Raw genomic sequence first — 15,611 nt, 5'->3', positions numbered from 1 at the left:
ATCGGACTCACCGGAACTTCGGGTCGAGGGCGTCACGCAGGGCGTCACCCATCAGGATGAAGGACAGCACCGTGCCGACCAACAGACCGCAGGGGAAGAGCAGCAGCCACGGGTCGTCCAGGAAGTAGACCTGGTGAGTGCTGATCATGATCCCCCAGGACTGCGCGGGCTGCTGGAGCCCGACACCGAGGAAGGTAAGCGTGGCCTCGGCGGCGACGAACGAACCGAGCACGATGGTGGCGTACACAAGCATCGGGGCGATCGCGTTCGGCAGAATGTGCCGGAACATCAACCGGGAGTTGCGGGCGCCGACCGCCTTCGCGGCGTGCACGTAGTCCAGGTCCTTCGAGGAGATGACGCTGCCCCGGATGATCCGGGCGATGGTCGGCCAGGCCAGCAGGAACAGCACCGCGGTGATGGTCCAGATGTTCTGCCGCTTGATCACGGTGAGGAACACGATCGCGCCGAGCAGGAACGGCAGCGAGAAGAAGATGTCCATCACCCGGGAGATGACCGCGTCGACCCAGCCGCCGTAGTAGCCGGCGAGCAGGCCGAGCACCCCACCGAACAGCACGATGCCGCTTGTCGCCATCACCGCGATCACCATCGACGGGTGGGCGCCGTAGATCGCGTGCGCGTAGTAGTCACAGCCCAGCACGTCGAAGCCGAAGGGGTGCTCCCAGCTCGGCGAGACCCGGGACCGGTCGGTGCTGCACGCCCGCGGGTCCTGGCTGGTCCAGAGCTTCGGGAAGGCCGCCATCGAACCGACCGCGAGGATGTAGAGAAGGGCGACCACAAAGACCGGGTCGCGCAGCAGCTGCCGCCGGGCGTCCGCCCACAGGCTCGCGCTGCGCTCCTTGCCGCCCGGCGCGTCAGTCGTGGGGCTGTCACCGGCCACCGGCGCACCGCCGACGGCGGCGCCCGCGCTCGTCAGGTCACTCATGTCCACACCTCGTTTCGCTCCACCCGGCCACCAGGAACGGTGGGAAGACCAGCGTCCGCCACCGTGGTTCGGTCACTCATAGCGGATCCTCGGGTCGAGCACGGCGTACAGGAGGTCGACAAGCAGGTTGGCGACCAGGACGACAAGCACCAGCATGGTCACCACGCCGACCACCACCGAGGACTCACCGGTACGCGCCGACATCGTCACCAGTCGCCCGATGCCCGGCACGTTGAAGATGGTCTCGGTGACGACCGCGCCGGCCATCGCGGCGCCGATGTCGACGCCGAGGAAGGTGATCACGGGGATCAGCGAGTTGCGGAGCGTGTGCACGCCGATGACGCGCTTGTTGGTCAGACCCTTGGCCTTGGCGGTACGGACGTAGTCCGCCCGGATGTTCTCCATGATGCTGGTCCGGGTGAGCCGGGCGGTGGTGGCCAACGAGACCGCGCCGAGCACCATCCCCGGAATTACGAGACTGGCCAGCGGATAGTCGGGCTTGAATCCAGGCGTGAAGACGCCGACGGAAATCAGGTCGGGAATCCAGTCCTGGCCCCGCAGCACGTTGCCGAACTTGACCCCGACGAACTCCCGGACGACCAGGCCCAGCACGAAGATCGGCACCGAGATGACGAAGACCGTGCTGATCTTCACCATGTAGTCGGTGAAGCTGCCGCCTCGCAGACCGGCCAGCACACCCGCCGCGATGCCGACGACCGCCTCGAACACGATCGCGATCACCAGCAGCTTCAGGGTGAACGGGATGGCATCGGCGACCAGGTCGGTGACCTCCCGCTGGCGCAGGTTGATGCCGAAGTCGAAGTGGAAGAAAATGTTCTGCAAGCGGTCCAGGAAGAGCCCGAAGCAGGGGTTGCCCCGCTGGTCGAGACACGGGTCGGCGTAGCCGAGCCGCTCGGTGATCGCCGCAAGCAGAGCGGGATCCGGCGTCCGGTCCCCGAACAGCGCCCGGACCGGGTTCCCGCTGAACTGGATCGCCAGCGAGGTCATGTAGTGCAGTAGGAACATGGTGCCCAGCACGGTGGGGATGAACTGGAGCAACCGTCGAATGACGTAGCGCCCCATGACGGGGTCTCCTCTCGGCGCTGACGTGGCGGCAACGATCACCCTGTTGGGGTCACCGTTGCCGCCACGTCGTATTACGGCAGGATCAGGAGTCTGAAGCTCAGTTCTGCTTCAGCGAAATCGCACCGTAGTCGGCATCCGAGACGGCGTTCCAGACGAACTGGTCGACGTTCTCGCTGTAGACCGCGCCAACCTTGTTGAACCACATCGGGATGACCGGCAGGTCCTCGCCGAGGATGTCCTCCGCCTTCTGGTAGGACGGGATGGCGGCCTGGATCGAGTCGGCCGAGTCACCCTCCTTCATCAGAGCGTCGAAGGCCTCGTTCGAGTAGCCCGAGTTGTTGCTGCCGGCACCGGTGCCGTACAGCGGGTAGAGGAAGGTCTCCATGAACGGGTAGTCCGGACCCCAGCCGAGGCGGAACCCACCGGTGAACTTCTTCTGGTCAGCGGTCTCGAGGTACTCGGCGAACTGCAGGTTGACCTTGAGCTCGTAGTCGATGCCCAGGGCCTCCTTGATCTGGTCACCGACCGCCTGCAGCCACAGGTCGTGGCCGGCACCGGCGTTGGCCCACAGGATCAGCTTCTCACCGGCCGGCCAGCCGCCGGCCTCGGCGAGCAGCTGCTTGGCCTTCTCGACGTCCTTGGTGCAGTACTTGCAGACGCCCTCGCGAGCACCCTCGAAGGTCGGGGCCACGTAGCCGCTGGCCGGGGTGAACCGGCCGTCGAAGACGGCGTCGATGATCGACTGCCGGTCGATCGACAGCGACAGCGCCTGGCGGATCCGCTTGTCCTTGAAGGCGTCCTGGTACAGCGGCATACCGACGTAGGTGAAGCTGTCACCCGGCTGTTCGTACATCCGGTCGCCGTACTGCGCCTGTGCCTCCTTGTAGCGGGCCGGGGGCAGGGTGTAGAGCACGTCCAGCTCGCCCGCCTGGAACGCGGCGTAGCCGGCGTCGATGTCGGCGAAGATCCGGTACTCGATGCGGTCCGGCTTGCCCGGCTCGCCCTTCCAGCTGTCGCTGCGGACCAGGTTGATGGCGACGTTGTGCTGCCAGCTGCCATCGATCTTGTAGGGGCCGTTACCGATCGGCGTCTCGTTGCACTTCGCGATGTCGTCGACGCAGGCCTGGGCCATCGGGAAGAAGCCCGGGTAGCCGATCGTGGTCGGGAAACCGGAGAACGGCGCGTCAAGCTCGACGGTGAAGGTCAGGTCGTCGACCTTCTTGAGACCCGACATGGTCTCGGAGGTCGGCGCCGGAGCCTTCTTCGGGCCCTCGCCGTCCGGGTCCGCCGGTGCCACGTCCGCCTTACCGGCGATCCGCTTCATGAAGTAGCCGTTGTTCTGGGCGTTCGGCCCGTAAGCGGCGTAGTTCCACGACCGGAGGAACGCGTCGGCGTTGACCGGCTCACCGTTGTCGAAGGTGTAGCCGCTCTTGAGCTTGATCGTCCAGAGCTTCTGGTCGTCCGACTCGACCGACTCGGCCAGGTCCATCTCGACGGCCGAGGTCTCGGCGTTGTACTTGACCAGACCGCGATACAGCTGACGGATCACGTACAGCGACGGCTCGTCGTCGCCACCGGACGGGGTCAGGAACGCCGGCTCGGCGTTGTACACCCGCAGGGTGCCGCCGGACTCGCCGGCTGGCTCGTTGTCGTCGCCACCGCTACTACAAGCGGTAGCCAACATGGCGGTGGCGGTCGCCGCGACCGCCACCTTCAGGAATTTCCCGCGCATGGGAGTGCCTCCTCAGGGCGCTCGGCTCACGAGGGGGTTGTGAGGTGCCTGCAACTGTGACACTCAATGCGCCCAGGCGGGAAGGCGTGTTATCAACCCGATACGCGCCCGGGACGGTGCCGACATCGACCCGCAGGCGCCGCTCCGACGCCCCGGAGGCATGGTATGAGCTGCTCGTCAACCACATTTCCACGCTCGGCCGGCCGTCGGATGACGCGGGGGCGACGACTCCGCGAACCCACCGGAGTATCGACGTGAATCCCGCCACTCCTTCCGCAATCCTATCCGAAAGTATGAGTCTGATTCCAGACCAGCGGTCGACCGTTCTGGTCGGGCGAAGGACTCCTGCCCCCGAAGACGGTCCGGCCCCGGATCCCGCGTGCTGCGGGATCCGGGGCCGGACGGGGTGTCGCGGCGTGGTGATCAGGCCGTGAAGTGGATCCTGCGACGACGCAGCACCAGGACGGTGACCGCGCCCGCGACCAGGAGCACCAGCCCGGCGGCGATCGCGGTGACGATCGGCGCACCGGTCAGCGGCAGACCACCGTCGTTCGAGGCCGGCGAGGTGGACGGGGCGGGGCTCGCCGGCGACTCCTCGGGGGTGCTCGGCGAGGGCTCCGGCGACTCCGTCGGGGTGGACGGGGTCGGCTCCGGCGTCGTCGGCTCGGGCTGAGGGCTGCTCGGCGTCGGCGACGGCGCCTCGGTGAAGGTCGCGGACGCGTCGGCGGTCACCGTGGCACCAGTGCTGCCGCCCAGGATCAGCTTCTGCGCCGCCTTGGGCCCGGTGTAGAGGAACACCCGGCCGAAGGAGACCGAGTCGGCGGCGGACGCGGTCACGTTGACCTCGCCCGCACCCTCGGCGGTGAGCCAGAACTGGCCCTCGTTGCTGGTCGTGGTCAGCGGCGCGCCCTCGGCGTCGACGGCCGAACCGCCGGTGACCGCCAGCGTGATCTCGCCCGCCGGGCCCTTCACGGTGAAGGGTCCGGCCTTCTCGCCGACCGCCGCGGTGGCCGTGGTCGGATCGATGCTCAGCTCAGCCTTCGGCTCGGGCTGGTCGGTGGCGTTCGCGACCAGGTAGTCGTGGACCTTCTTGATCACGTCGTACTTCGCCTTGCCGATCAGGCCACGTCCAGCGACCCAGTCGCCCAGCTCGATGCCGTCGCTGAAGTGCCACACGGCGGTCTGGGTGCCGAAGTAGAGCAGGTTGCTGCGTGCCTTCTCGTTCGTGCCGGCAGGCACGGTGGCACCGGCGGCGGCCAGCAACGCGGCAGGGTCGGCGTTGGGGTACCCGTGGGTCAGCACCCACTGAACCTTCGCGAGGTTCTTCACCTGGGACTCGTCCCAGGTGCCCTCCTGGTACTTCCCGTCGAGCGCGACCCGGGTGTGGTAGTCGATGCAGAAGGCCGGAAGCTGCTTGCCGTCGATCTTGATAGCCAGCGCCGAGGTCTGCTTGACCTTGCCGTCGAGCAGCAGCTTGACGCTGCTGCCGGGCACCGACTTCGCCACGCCGGTGGCCGGGTCCTCGGCGGCGGCAGGGGCGGCGGCACCGAGCGCCAGCGCGCCACCGGTGACGGCAGCGAGCGCGATCCGCGCCCAGCGCCGTCCTCGTTGTCCGATCATGAGTTCGTGCACCTCTCGGGCAGGGAGTGACCCGCGTACGCGCGGGCGGCCGGAGTCGCCGTTCCCGCGGGATGAGCGGCATCCGCACGCGGGAAAGGCGAGGGGAATTATCGACCGCAACTTGATCACATGTCACGCCGAGGAGCCGGAATAGCCGCTTATGCCAGAAAGGTCGGTTATACCAAGCGCCGGTCCGCCGCCCAGCGGGACAGCTCGTACCGGTTGGACATCTGGAGCTTGCGCAGCACGTTGGAGACGTGGGTCTCGACTGTCTTGATCGAGATGTACAGCTCCCGGGCGATCTCCTTGTACGCGTACCCCCGGGCGAGCAGCCGCAGCACCTCGCGTTCCCGGTTGGTCAGCTGGTCCAGCTCCGGATCGGCGACCGGGGCGTCCGGACGGGCCGCGAAGGCGTCCAGCACGAAACCGGCCAGGCGCGGGCTGAACACCGCGTCGCCGTCGGCCACCCGCCGGATCGCCGCGGCCAACTCGTCCGGCGAGATGGTCTTGGTGACGTAACCACGCGCACCCGCCCGGATCAGCCCGATCACGTCCTCGGCGGCGTCGGAGACGCTGAGCGCCAGGAACCGGACCTCGGGATGGCTACGCCGCATCGCCTCCAGCACCGCCCGGCCACCACCGTCGGGCATGTGCACGTCGAGCAGGACCACGTCCGGCCCGGTGGCCGCGATCCGGCTGACCGCCTCGGCCACCGTGCTCGCCTCGCCCACCACCTCGACGTGCGCACCGAGTTCGGCGCGTACCCCTGCTCGGAACATGGCGTGGTCGTCGACCAGGAACACCCGCAGCCTTCCGGGCGCGGTGCTCTCCGGTTCGACCGGTGGTGTCGACTGCTCGGCCATCATCTGTCCCTCTCCGCAGTGGCCGACTCCCGGGAGATCGGCAGGATCAACCGGACCTCGGTCCCCTCTCCAGGCCGGGAGCGGATCTCCGCCCGGCCACCGTGCCGTTTCATTCGCCCGACGATCGAACCTCGGACACCATGCCGATGGTCCTCCACGGTATCCGGGTCGAACCCGACACCCCGATCCCGTACGAAGACACTCACCTGCTCGGGCTCGACCTCGGCGTAGAGCGAGACGGTCTGCACCCCGGCGTGCCGAGCAGCGTTCACCAGCGCCTCGCGCGCCGCGGCCACCAGCGCACCGACCCGCTCGTCGGTTTCCCGGTCGCCCACCACCACCGCCTCCACCGTCATCGCGAAGGTGTCCTCCACCTCGGCCGCGGCCTGTTCCAGCGCGGCAGCGAGGCGCTCGGTGGGTGACGCGGTGGGCTTGTAGAGCCAGTTGCGCAGCGAGCGCTCCTGGCCCCGGGCGAGCCGCTGCACCGTCTTGACGTCGCTGGCGTTGCGCTGGATCAACGCGAGGGTGTGCAGCACCTGGTCGTGCACCATGGCCGCCAGCTCGGCCCGTTCCTGCTCGCGGATGCGGCCCTCGCGCTCCGAGCGGAGCTGGTTCCAGGTACGCCAGAGCACCGGCGCGGCCACCACTCCAACCCCGGCCAGCCCGACCAGCGCGAAGATCACTCCGTTGATCACGGCGTCGAGGTTCTGTGCCGGTGAGTAGACCGCGGCCACACCGATGATGCCGACCGCGACCAGCACCCCACCCCCGACGAAGCGCAGCACGAAAGCCCGCCGGTCGCTCTCCTCTATCACCGCGCCGAGCCAGGGCACGGGCATCGACTCGCCCCACTGCCGTCGCCGCTCGGGCGCGGACTGGTGCCAGATCACGCCGGCGCCGACCGCGATGATGGCGACCAACCAGCCCGCCGTGCCGGCCGCGCCGACCGAGTCGAAGACCATCACCTGGATCAGCAGTACGCCGAGCCCGATGGCCACGAAGGGCAGCAGCTGGCCGACATCGCGGCGCGCCGGCACGGCGTTGTCACCGGGTCGCAGCGGCACGACCGCCCAAAAGGCCGCATAGAGCAGCAGACCCAACCCGCTCAGCCCCAGCAGCACCATGAAGGCGATCCGGACCCGAACCACCGGGACGCCGAGATGCTCGGCGATGCCGGCGGCCACCCCGGCGGCCATCCGGTGCTCCGGAGCGCGGTAGAGGCGGGGTGGTTGACTGATGCTGCTGATCGCGGGCTCCCTGGTCAGCATGGTCGGGCCGGAGGAGTGGCGAGGGTTCCCGGCGCCGGTTCGATCGTCACACGCGGCGTGGCGGTCCGACCACGGGGACGCCCCCGACATTCGGGCGGGCCGGATCTCAGGGTGGGGTCAGGGTCGTCTCCGGAGGACGCTCAGGCGTCGGGCGCAGCAGGATCGAGGCATGACCGACGACGCTGCCCAGCCGCACCGGCCGGGGCCGACCGAACCGGAGCCGACGCCTCCGGCGGCCACCGGGCCGGCCGTACCCGCATCCCCCGGTGCCGCCACGGACGGCCCGGCCGCACCGGCCGCCGGACGGGCGCCGACCGGCGGGACGGCGTGGGACGACACACCGCCACCCGTCGCCGCCGCGCCACCGCCCACCGGCGAGACGGCATGGGACACCACCACCGCGCCACCGTCCGCCGGGCCGGGGGGGCCGGGCGGACCAGGGGGGCCAGGCGCACCAGGGGGACCGGGCCGACCCGGCGGACCGGGGTGGTGGGGCGGGCCGCCGCCGGGGGGTGGCCCGGGCGCTCCCTTCGGCGGTGCCGGCTTCACCTCGCGGTACGGCCTGGTCCGGCCCCGCGAGGGCCGTTACCTGGCGGGCGTCTGTGCTGCCGTCGGCCGAGCCACCAACACCGACCCCGTGCTCTGGCGGGTGCTGCTGGCGGTCCTGGGCTTCTTCGGCGGCGTCGGCATCCTGGTCTACGTCGCCGCCTGGTTGATCATCCCGGGCGAGGGTGACAGCGCCTCGCCCATCGAATCCATGCTGGGCCGCGGGCGTTCCAGCATGTCCCCGGTCACCGTGATCGTCCTCGGCGTGGTGGTCGCGGTGGGTTTCGGCTTCGTCGTCACCGACGCCTTCCGCGCGGTACTTCTCGGCGCGGCCATCCTGGTCGGCGGCGCGCTGCTGCTGAACCGTCAGCAGCGCGAGTCCCGACCCGAGCCGATCCCGACCGCACCGGGTACGCCGGATGCGGGTGTCGCCGCGAATCCACCTCCGCCACCCGGTCCGGTGCCACCGGTCAGTTACCCCGGGCCGACCGCCTATTCCGCGGCGTACCCGGAGTTCGGCCGGACCGCGACCGTCACGCCGCCCGCCTTCCACCCACCCGGCTCGACGTCCGGCGTTCCCTCGGCGCCGGGCGGGCCTGAGGAGCCAACAATGCAGACGTCAGCGTGGCCGACGAGCGCCGCCGCGTCAGGCCCACCGGTCGGCCAATCGACCTACCGTCCCCCGTTCGCCCCGCACGGCCCCTACGCCGGTCCACCGAAGGTGGCTCCGCCGCCACCACCACCGCCCAGTGCGAAGCCGCCCCGCAAACCCCGGGAACGATCAGCCCTGGGCGCGGTGACCTTCTCGTCGATCTTTGTCGCGTTGGGCCTGGTCGGCGTCCTCGACCTGCTGGACGTCTTCGGGATCGGCGCGTCGGCCTACTTCGCCGCGGCACTCGCGGTGATCGGCCTCGGCCTGCTCGTGGGTACCTGGTTCGGGCGGGCCCGCTGGCTGATCGCGCTCGGCCTGGTGACCGCCGCCGCCCTGGCCGTGGTCACGGTCGTCGAGTCCTACGACCGGGTCCGTGGTGTCGACGGGGCGGTCACCTGGGCACCGACGAGTCAACGTGACCTCGCCGTCCGGTACGAACAGAGTTTCGGCGACGCGGTGCTCGACCTGCGGGCGATCGACTTCAGCCAGCAGGAGACGGAGATCACCGTCGCCATCAACTTCGGCGAGGCCACGGTGGTGCTGCCGCCGAACGTGGACGTCACGGCGATGACGCAGGTGACCGCCGGTGACGCCAACGTCCTCGGCCAGCGGACGCAGGGCATGGACAACCGGGCCACCGACATCGTCGATCTCGGCCCGGACGGCGCCGGGGGCGGCAAACTGCGCCTCAACCTGCACGTAAACGCCGGCCACATGGAGGTGACCCGGTGAGGACCCACCGCACCGACCTGGTGTCGTTCGCCTTCGGACTGCTCTTCCTCGCACTCGCCGCCTGGTGGCTGCTCGCCCAGGTGCTCGGTCTCGTGCTGCCGCCGGTCGGCTGGTTCCTGGCCGGTGGGCTGATCCTGGTCGGCGGGCTCGGTCTGATCGGCGCCCTGCGCTCCAGCCGATACAACAGTCGGCCCGCACCGGTCGACACCCCTGACGACACCGGCCGGGACGTCTCGGCACCGGGCGCTGGGGACGCCACCGCGGATCCGCTGCCGGACCCGGCGCGTCCCGACACGCCGACGGACGAGCCGGCCCCGGTCGGCTCGGCAGCGGCAGCCGACCCGGAGCCGCAGGTGGACCGCACGCTGGATCTGTTCGGCGGGGCGGACGAGACGCCACCGCCCGGACGGCCGGGGCGCGACGCCTGACCGTGCGGCCACGGTCGCTCGCCGCCTATGCTGGCCGGTGTGCTCCCGCCAGCGCTGGCCGGCCCGCGCCGCAGGGCAACCCCCGCGGGTCGTCGGCGCGCGGGCCGTCCGTGGCCGGGCCGACCTCGCCGCCGGCGGTGACCATCGCGTCAGTCGCCTCTACCCGTCAGGAGCCCGTTCGACATGACCCAGTCCCCCGCCGTGCGTACGCCCGACCGCTCCGGTCCGGTCCGCCTCGGCGAGCGCGCCGCCCGTACCCTCGTCTCCGAGCTTGCCCGGATCAACGAACCGAAGGCCGCCCTACTGGTCGGTGCGGCTCCGGAGTCCGCGGTGCTGACCGCGGCGATCGAAGCGATGCTGCCCGGCGACACCCTCACCCTGGTACCCGCCGAACGGGTCAGCGCCACGGCGCTGCGGGAGCACGTCACCGCCCAGGGCCGCTGGGTCGCCGAGCGGGTCCGGGTCGTGGACAGCCTCGCCGAGGCGGAGGCCGCTGTGGTGGTCATCGCCGCCGAGGCGTTCACCGGCACCGCGGACGAGGCCCGCGCCACCATCGGGGCACTCACCAAGTACCTGGCCGACGGCGCGGTGCTCAGCGTCGCCACCGCCGTCGCCCGGACCGCCGGCGCAGCCGCCGAGTTGGATCGGCAGGGCGCGCTGTACGGCGTCGGCAACGACCTGGTGCTGCGCAACAACCCGCCGGTACGCGTGTACCGGCTCCGCTTCACCCCGGCCGACGCCGCAGTGGCGGAGCAGCTCGCTCCCGCGTACCGGCCGTCGAGCGTGCCGCTCAGCCGCGACATGCACATCGACTCCAACGGGGTCGCCGCCGCCGGCATCGCCCTCGGGCTGGCCGCGCTGACCCGACTGGCCCGACCGAAGTCGAAGCTCTGGCTGCTGCCCGCGCTGGCCGCCGCGCCGGTGGCCGCCTTCTTCCGGGACCCGCAGCGGGATGTGCCAGAGGACCCTTCGGCCGTGGTGGCCGCCGCCGACGGGCAGGTGTTGTCGGTGCAGCGGCTGACCGACGAACGCTTCGGCGACGGCGAGTTCCTGCGGATCGCAGTCTTCCTGTCGGTGCTGGACGTGCACGTCAACCGCTCCCCGGTGGCCGGCAAGGTGGTCGACTACTTCGTCGCCGACGGCGGGTTCGTCAACGCGATGAAGCCGGACGCGGAGCACAACGTGGCCGCCTACACGGTGCTGGACACCACCCACGGCACCGTGGTGGTGGCTCAACGGACCGGCCTGATCGCCCGCCGGATCGTGCAGCGCGCTCCGATCGGCGCGTTGCTGGCCCGCGGCGAACGGTTCGGGCTGATCCGCTTCGGCTCACGTACCGACGTCTACCTGCCGGCAGAGGCCGCGGAGCCGCTGGTCGGGCCGGGCGACAAGGTCATCGGCGGATCGAGCGTGATCGCCCGCTGGCGCTGAACCCGGGCACCCGCGCAGGCGGCGGCCCGGCTACAGCGGCACCCAGGCCCGAGGCCCGGCACAACGGCACCCAGGCCCGAGGCCGGGTGCAGCGGCACCCGGGTTGCGGTAACCCGGGCCCTCAACCGGCGCGGACACCGCGAGATGCCGCGAGCCGGGTCCCACCCGTCGGGTGAGGCCCGCCGGTTGACAGCTGAGGTGCTTACGAAAGGGGCGTCGCGGCCTGGCCGCGACGCCCCTTTCCAGCAGCGGGTCAAGTCAGACGATGGTGCGGCGCTGGCGCAGCCAGAGCACCGGACCGCTGACCAGGTATCCGATCACGATCAGGCCGAAGGTGAGCCGGACGTCGATCAGGGCGCCGATCACCGGCGCGAGCCAGACCCACGGCGGCAGCTTGACCAGGCGGGCGAGCTTGGCGTATGGGAAGCTGCTGACCATGGTGAAGGCGAGCAGGGCCACCCCGGCGATCTGCACCGCCCCCGGCACCGGCATGCCGATCACCACCATCAGGGCGAGCACGGCGGCCGCCATCGTGGTGGGTACGCCGGAGAAGAACCGTCCGTCGTTCGGTGAGACGTTGAACCTCGCCAGCCGGATGGCGGCGCAGGCGGCGACGAGCGCGGCGGCCACCGCGGCGGCGGCCGTCGGTGCGGAGCCGGCCAGCGACGCGTAGACCACCACGGGTGCGGCGAGCCCGAAGGAGCACATGTCGGCCAGCGAGTCCATCTGGGCACCGAACGGGCTGGACACCCCGAGCTTGCGGGCCAGCGCGCCGTCCAGGCCGTCGAACGCGACGCAGGCGATCAGGAGGAGCGCGGCCAGCCGCACCTCACCCTGCATGGCGACGAAGATCGCGTTGATGCCGAGCAGCAGGCTGGCCAGGGTGCAGGCGTTGACCAGGGCGAACTTCATCCGTCGTGCCGGGGTCCGCTCACCCGGCAGCAGCGGCGCAGGTGTCGCTGACGACGCACCCGGCGCCGGAGCCGGCACGACGGGTGTATTGACCGTGACCGGGCCGACAAGCGGGCTGACCGGGGAGATGGTCTCCATCCCGGTGCGGTGGAACCGCTTGAGGCCGTACCGGCGACGCGGGCGGTCCTGATACCGGGGCTCGGGCAACACGTCGGTCGCGCCGTGCAGTTCCGCACCTCGGCGGCCGACGCGAACCAGCAGGACCTGGCGGGCGAGGGTGCCGCTGCGGCGCAGCGGGCCCGTCCAGCTTCGCCCTGCGGGACGCGGGCTGTCAGTCGTACGACGCCGGCGCCATGGGGCTCTCGGCACGTTTCCTCCATCACCGGATCGGCTTACCGCCGCATGGCGGGCGTCCGGCTGTCTCGTGCCGGACCTTCCTGGCCCGGCAGCCGTTTTGCGGAGTACACCATCGCACAGGGGGTGGGGGAATGGCGATAGCTGCCGGCGGTACTTATATCTCCCCTTAACCGCGCGAACCGCCGTCTTATTCCCATCCGGGACACCATCGCCCGTTTTCTACGCCCGTCCTGCCTCGACTGTACCGGAGTCGTCCGCACCGGCTTGGCGGTGAGATCGGCCCGGCATCGCCACCGTGGGTTACCGCGACGGTTCCAGGGCTGTCGCGGCGATCTCAGTCATCGGAAGATTCCACAGCTTAGATGGGGTGAACCAGGCGGCACGGGCGGTAGAGCCGCCGGCCAGTTCGGTCACCGCCGGTTCGGTCGGCACGTCAACCTGCACCCGGTAGACGACCCGGATGCCGTGCCAGTCGAGGGGGTACCCCTCCGGGCCCAGGGCCGCCGGGTTGTGCAGGTTGTCCACACCGATCAGCTCGGTCACCCGGCCCAGTTGGCCGGACTCCTCGACCAACTCCCGTAGCAGGGCGGTGACGGGTTGTTCACCGTGATCGGTGCCCCCACCGGGCAGGTGCCAGCGCCCCGCTCCGGGATAGCCCTCGGCGATCAGGGTCAGCAACACCCGTCCGCTCGGATCGGTGACCACCCCGTACGCCCCGAAGCGCTGCCGGCGGTCGGCCCCGGGGCGGGGGAACGGCTCTCGACGACGCAGGGCACCGGACGGCAGCGGAACGACCGGCAGACCGACAGCTTCGGCGGTGAACGCCAGCAGCGGCAATTCGGCCGCCTCGTCCAGGGTCAGCCAACGGGCCAGGTCGGTGCTGCCATCGCGCTCGGCACGCAGCCGTCCACCGACGGCCGTCACGTCGAACAGCATCCGATCGGTGTGCAGTGCGACCCCGAGGTCCGGGTACGGCATCACATCCGCGACGACCGCGCGCAGCCCGCTCACCTCGACGGTCAGCCCGGTCTCCTCGCTGACCTCGCGGACCACCGCGTGCGCGGGATGTTCGGCATGTCCCAGCCCACCACCGGGCAGCGACCAGACCCCGGGAAAGTCCGCCAACGCGGAGCCCCGCACCAGCAACACCCGCCGCTCGGCGCCCCACAACACCCCGTACGCCCCCACCCGCCGCACCTGCTCCACAACCCCCGCCATCGCCCCGCCCTCGCCCCGACGCCCGCCGCCCCACGCAGGCCCTACGCCGCGCCGATCATGAAGTTATCGCCGTCGCCATCGGCGTGTCCCGACAATAACTTCATGATCGACGCGCGCACGGGGGTAGGGGTGCGCAGGCGCAGGGAGGCGGGGGTGGGGGGGTGGGGGTGGGGGGGTGGGGGTGGGGGTGGGGGGTCAGGTTAGGTGGGCGGCTTGGACGGCTTCGGCGGTGACCTCGGTGAGGCGGTCGGTGGGGAGAGCACCCAGTTCTTCCCGGGCGAACCAGCGGGCCTCGCAGGTGGAACCCCCGACGTCACCGACGGTGGGCGGAGCCGGCTGGTCCACCACCACCCGGTAGAAGGCACGCACTCCGTGCCAGTCGATCGGGTAACCCTCCGGGCCGAGCGAGGCAGCGTCCCGGTGACTGGCCACCCCGAGCAACCCGACGAGCCGACCGGTCTGCCCGGTCTCCTCGACCAGTTCCCGGATCAGCGCCGCGCCCGGCTGCTCGCCGTAGTCGGTGCCGCCTCCGGGCAGGTGCCAGCAGCCGGCACCCGGGTAGCCGTCGGAGACCCGGGTCAGCAGCACCCGACCTGCCGGGTCGGTCACCACGGCGTACGCGGCGAAGCGCTGCGCCCGGTGCAGCCCGTCCGGGCCGGGTACCGCATAGAAGGAGGGGAACTCCGGCGGCTCGTCCGGGACGATGTCCGCCGACGAGGCGGGCAGCCCGAGAGCGCGGGCGGTGAACGAGCGAAGTGGCAACCGCGCCGCCTCCTCCCGGGTGAACCAGCGGGCCAGGTCGGTGGGCCGGTCGACCCGGTCGGTGAGTGAGCCGCCCCGGACCGACACCCGGTAGACCAACCGGTCGGTGTGGATGGTGATGCCCCGCTCGGGAAGTGCCCGCATGTCGGCCAGCACGTCGTGCAGGCTGGCGACGGCCACCGACAGGCCGGTCTCGGCGGCGGTCTCGCGGACGACGGTGTGGTGCGGGTCCTCGCCGTGGTCGACCGCCCCGCCGGGCAGGGACCACGTGCCGGGGGTGCCGGAGCGCTCCGATGCGCGGACCAGCAGAACTCGGTCTACGGAATCAGTACAGACTGCGTATGCCGCGATCCTGCGCAGCGGCTCGAGCATGGTGGTCACGGAGCCAAATTCTCCCCGTCCCCCGTTGCCGACGCGGAAAAGAGTCGGATTCCTGACTGATGACTCGCCCCTGAGAGCTGGTTCAGGGTAAGGATCCGGGCGGTCACCGAGGTCGATACGCTGCGCGACGGGGACCGTGGAGACATGACTTCCACACCTCACGCTCCGTACCGGCAACTGCGCCGCCCCACCACCGACCGGATGATCGCCGGTGTGGCCAGCGGTCTCGGCCGCTACTTCGGCGTCGACCCCACCCTGATCCGGGTGGCATTCGCCATCGTCACGCTGGTGACCGGCGGGATCGCCGCCCTCGCGTACCCGATCATGTGGTTCCTGATGCCCGAGGAGCCGGCCGGCGCACCCGCCTGGCCGCACCCGGCGCCCGGCGCGCCGCACGGACCCACCGGCACGCCGCCGCAGCCGGCCACCACACCACACCCCGCCTGGCCGTTCCCCGGGCCGACCGGACCGGTGCCGCACGCCGGGCCGCCGGCGCCAGCCACCTGGCCGCCGGCAGCCACCCCGCCCGCGCCGGCCCCGCACCCCGACGTCCCGCCCGCACAACCTGAACCGTCGGCACCTGCCGACACCAAGCCGACCCGGTCCGAGGGCCCATCGGTTCAGCCCGGGGCCACGCCAGCGAATCCCGACGGCCTGCCGGCACAGCCCGCGACCGGCCC

11 protein-coding genes and 2 pseudogenes are annotated in these 15,611 nt (G+C 70.9%); 4 read left to right on the top strand and 9 right to left on the bottom strand.

Going from position 1 to position 15,611, the window contains the following annotated elements; genetic code table 11:
* Window positions 1-7: 7 nt before the first annotated feature.
* The 6 genes from ACFY2A_RS18325 to ACFY2A_RS18300 form a co-directional block, all read right to left on the bottom strand.
* The gene (locus ACFY2A_RS18325) at window positions 8-943 is read right to left on the bottom strand and encodes an ABC transporter permease (protein ID WP_387172946.1); all 936 of its coding nucleotides are present in this window, start codon (window positions 941-943) and stop codon (window positions 8-10) included.
* A 72-nt stretch (window positions 944-1,015) separates the two neighbouring features.
* Entirely contained in the window at window positions 1,016-2,026 is a 1,011-nt protein-coding gene (locus ACFY2A_RS18320) for an ABC transporter permease (RefSeq protein ID WP_387172944.1), read from the bottom strand.
* Between the two features lie 100 nt (window positions 2,027-2,126).
* Window positions 2,127-3,761, bottom strand: coding sequence for an ABC transporter substrate-binding protein (locus tag ACFY2A_RS18315; protein ID WP_387172942.1), 1,635 nt, complete (start codon window positions 3,759-3,761; stop codon window positions 2,127-2,129).
* Window positions 3,762-4,184: 423 nt separating this feature from the next.
* Window positions 4,185-5,381, bottom strand: a complete 1,197-nt coding sequence (locus tag ACFY2A_RS18310) for a thioester domain-containing protein (protein WP_387172940.1) — start codon at window positions 5,379-5,381, stop codon at window positions 4,185-4,187.
* 176 nt (window positions 5,382-5,557) lie between these two features.
* Window positions 5,558-6,244 (bottom strand): response regulator transcription factor, encoded by a 687-nt coding sequence (locus tag ACFY2A_RS18305; protein ID WP_363922971.1) that lies wholly within the window; start codon window positions 6,242-6,244, stop codon window positions 5,558-5,560.
* Entirely contained in the window at window positions 6,244-7,509 is a 1,266-nt protein-coding gene (locus ACFY2A_RS18300) for a PspC domain-containing protein (RefSeq protein ID WP_387173083.1), read from the bottom strand. The genes ACFY2A_RS18305 and ACFY2A_RS18300 overlap by 1 nt, the downstream gene beginning before the upstream one ends.
* A gap of 172 nt (window positions 7,510-7,681) precedes the next feature.
* Here ACFY2A_RS18300 and ACFY2A_RS18295 point away from each other — a divergent pair, with 172 nt between their 5' ends.
* From ACFY2A_RS18295 to ACFY2A_RS18285, 3 genes and pseudogenes are all read left to right on the top strand, one after another.
* Window positions 7,682-9,442 (top strand): PspC domain-containing protein, encoded by a 1,761-nt coding sequence (locus ACFY2A_RS18295; protein ID WP_387172938.1) that lies wholly within the window; start codon window positions 7,682-7,684, stop codon window positions 9,440-9,442.
* Window positions 9,439-9,708: pseudogene (locus ACFY2A_RS18290) on the top strand (hypothetical protein); the annotation flags it as partial. The gene ACFY2A_RS18295 and the pseudogene ACFY2A_RS18290, both read left to right, overlap by 4 nt.
* A 345-nt stretch (window positions 9,709-10,053) precedes the next feature.
* Complete coding sequence (locus tag ACFY2A_RS18285; protein ID WP_387172936.1) at window positions 10,054-11,301, top strand: phosphatidylserine decarboxylase; 1,248 nt, start codon at window positions 10,054-10,056, stop codon at window positions 11,299-11,301.
* Window positions 11,302-11,559: 258 nt separating this feature from the next.
* Here the strand turns inward: ACFY2A_RS18285 and ACFY2A_RS18280 are convergent, their stop codons facing one another.
* The 3 genes from ACFY2A_RS18280 to ACFY2A_RS18270 all read right to left on the bottom strand — a co-directional run bounded on the left by ACFY2A_RS18280 (window position 11,560) and on the right by ACFY2A_RS18270 (window position 14,931).
* Complete coding sequence (locus ACFY2A_RS18280; RefSeq protein ID WP_387173082.1) at window positions 11,560-12,507, bottom strand: CDP-alcohol phosphatidyltransferase family protein; 948 nt, start codon at window positions 12,505-12,507, stop codon at window positions 11,560-11,562.
* A gap of 363 nt (window positions 12,508-12,870) precedes the next feature.
* The gene (locus ACFY2A_RS18275) at window positions 12,871-13,776 is read right to left on the bottom strand and encodes an NUDIX hydrolase (protein WP_387173080.1); all 906 of its coding nucleotides are present in this window, start codon (window positions 13,774-13,776) and stop codon (window positions 12,871-12,873) included.
* A 207-nt stretch (window positions 13,777-13,983) separates the two neighbouring features.
* Window positions 13,984-14,931: an NUDIX domain-containing protein gene (locus ACFY2A_RS18270; protein ID WP_387172934.1), complete on the bottom strand. Its 948-nt coding sequence runs from the start codon at window positions 14,929-14,931 to the stop codon at window positions 13,984-13,986.
* Between the two features lie 144 nt (window positions 14,932-15,075).
* Here ACFY2A_RS18270 and ACFY2A_RS18265 point away from each other — a divergent pair.
* Window positions 15,076-15,417 (top strand): annotated as a pseudogene (locus tag ACFY2A_RS18265) (PspC domain-containing protein); the annotation flags it as partial.
* Window positions 15,418-15,611 lie beyond the last annotated feature (194 nt).

It is taken from the genome of Micromonospora sp. NPDC000442, assembly GCF_042898635.1.
Classification (GTDB): domain Bacteria; phylum Actinomycetota; class Actinomycetes; order Mycobacteriales; family Micromonosporaceae; genus Micromonospora.
The sequence above is the reverse complement of the archived record's forward strand: the minus strand, read 5'-3'. Positions and strand labels throughout refer to the sequence as shown.

Bases quoted from the DNA above. Each gene is read 5' to 3' on its own strand.
- ACFY2A_RS18295 (WP_387172938.1), top strand. From the start codon at position 7,682: ATGACCGACGACGCTGCCCAGCCGCACCGGCCGGGGCCGACCGAACCG.
- ACFY2A_RS18320 (WP_387172944.1), bottom strand. From the start codon at position 2,026: ATGGGGCGCTACGTCATTCGACGGTTGCTCCAGTTCATCCCCACCGTG.
- ACFY2A_RS18285 (WP_387172936.1), top strand. From the start codon at position 10,054: ATGACCCAGTCCCCCGCCGTGCGTACGCCCGACCGCTCCGGTCCGGTC.
- ACFY2A_RS18310 (WP_387172940.1), bottom strand. From the start codon at position 5,381: ATGATCGGACAACGAGGACGGCGCTGGGCGCGGATCGCGCTCGCTGCC.
- ACFY2A_RS18305 (WP_363922971.1), bottom strand. From the start codon at position 6,244: ATGGCCGAGCAGTCGACACCACCGGTCGAACCGGAGAGCACCGCGCCC.
- ACFY2A_RS18325 (WP_387172946.1), bottom strand. From the start codon at position 943: ATGAGTGACCTGACGAGCGCGGGCGCCGCCGTCGGCGGTGCGCCGGTG.
- ACFY2A_RS18315 (WP_387172942.1), bottom strand. From the start codon at position 3,761: ATGCGCGGGAAATTCCTGAAGGTGGCGGTCGCGGCGACCGCCACCGCC.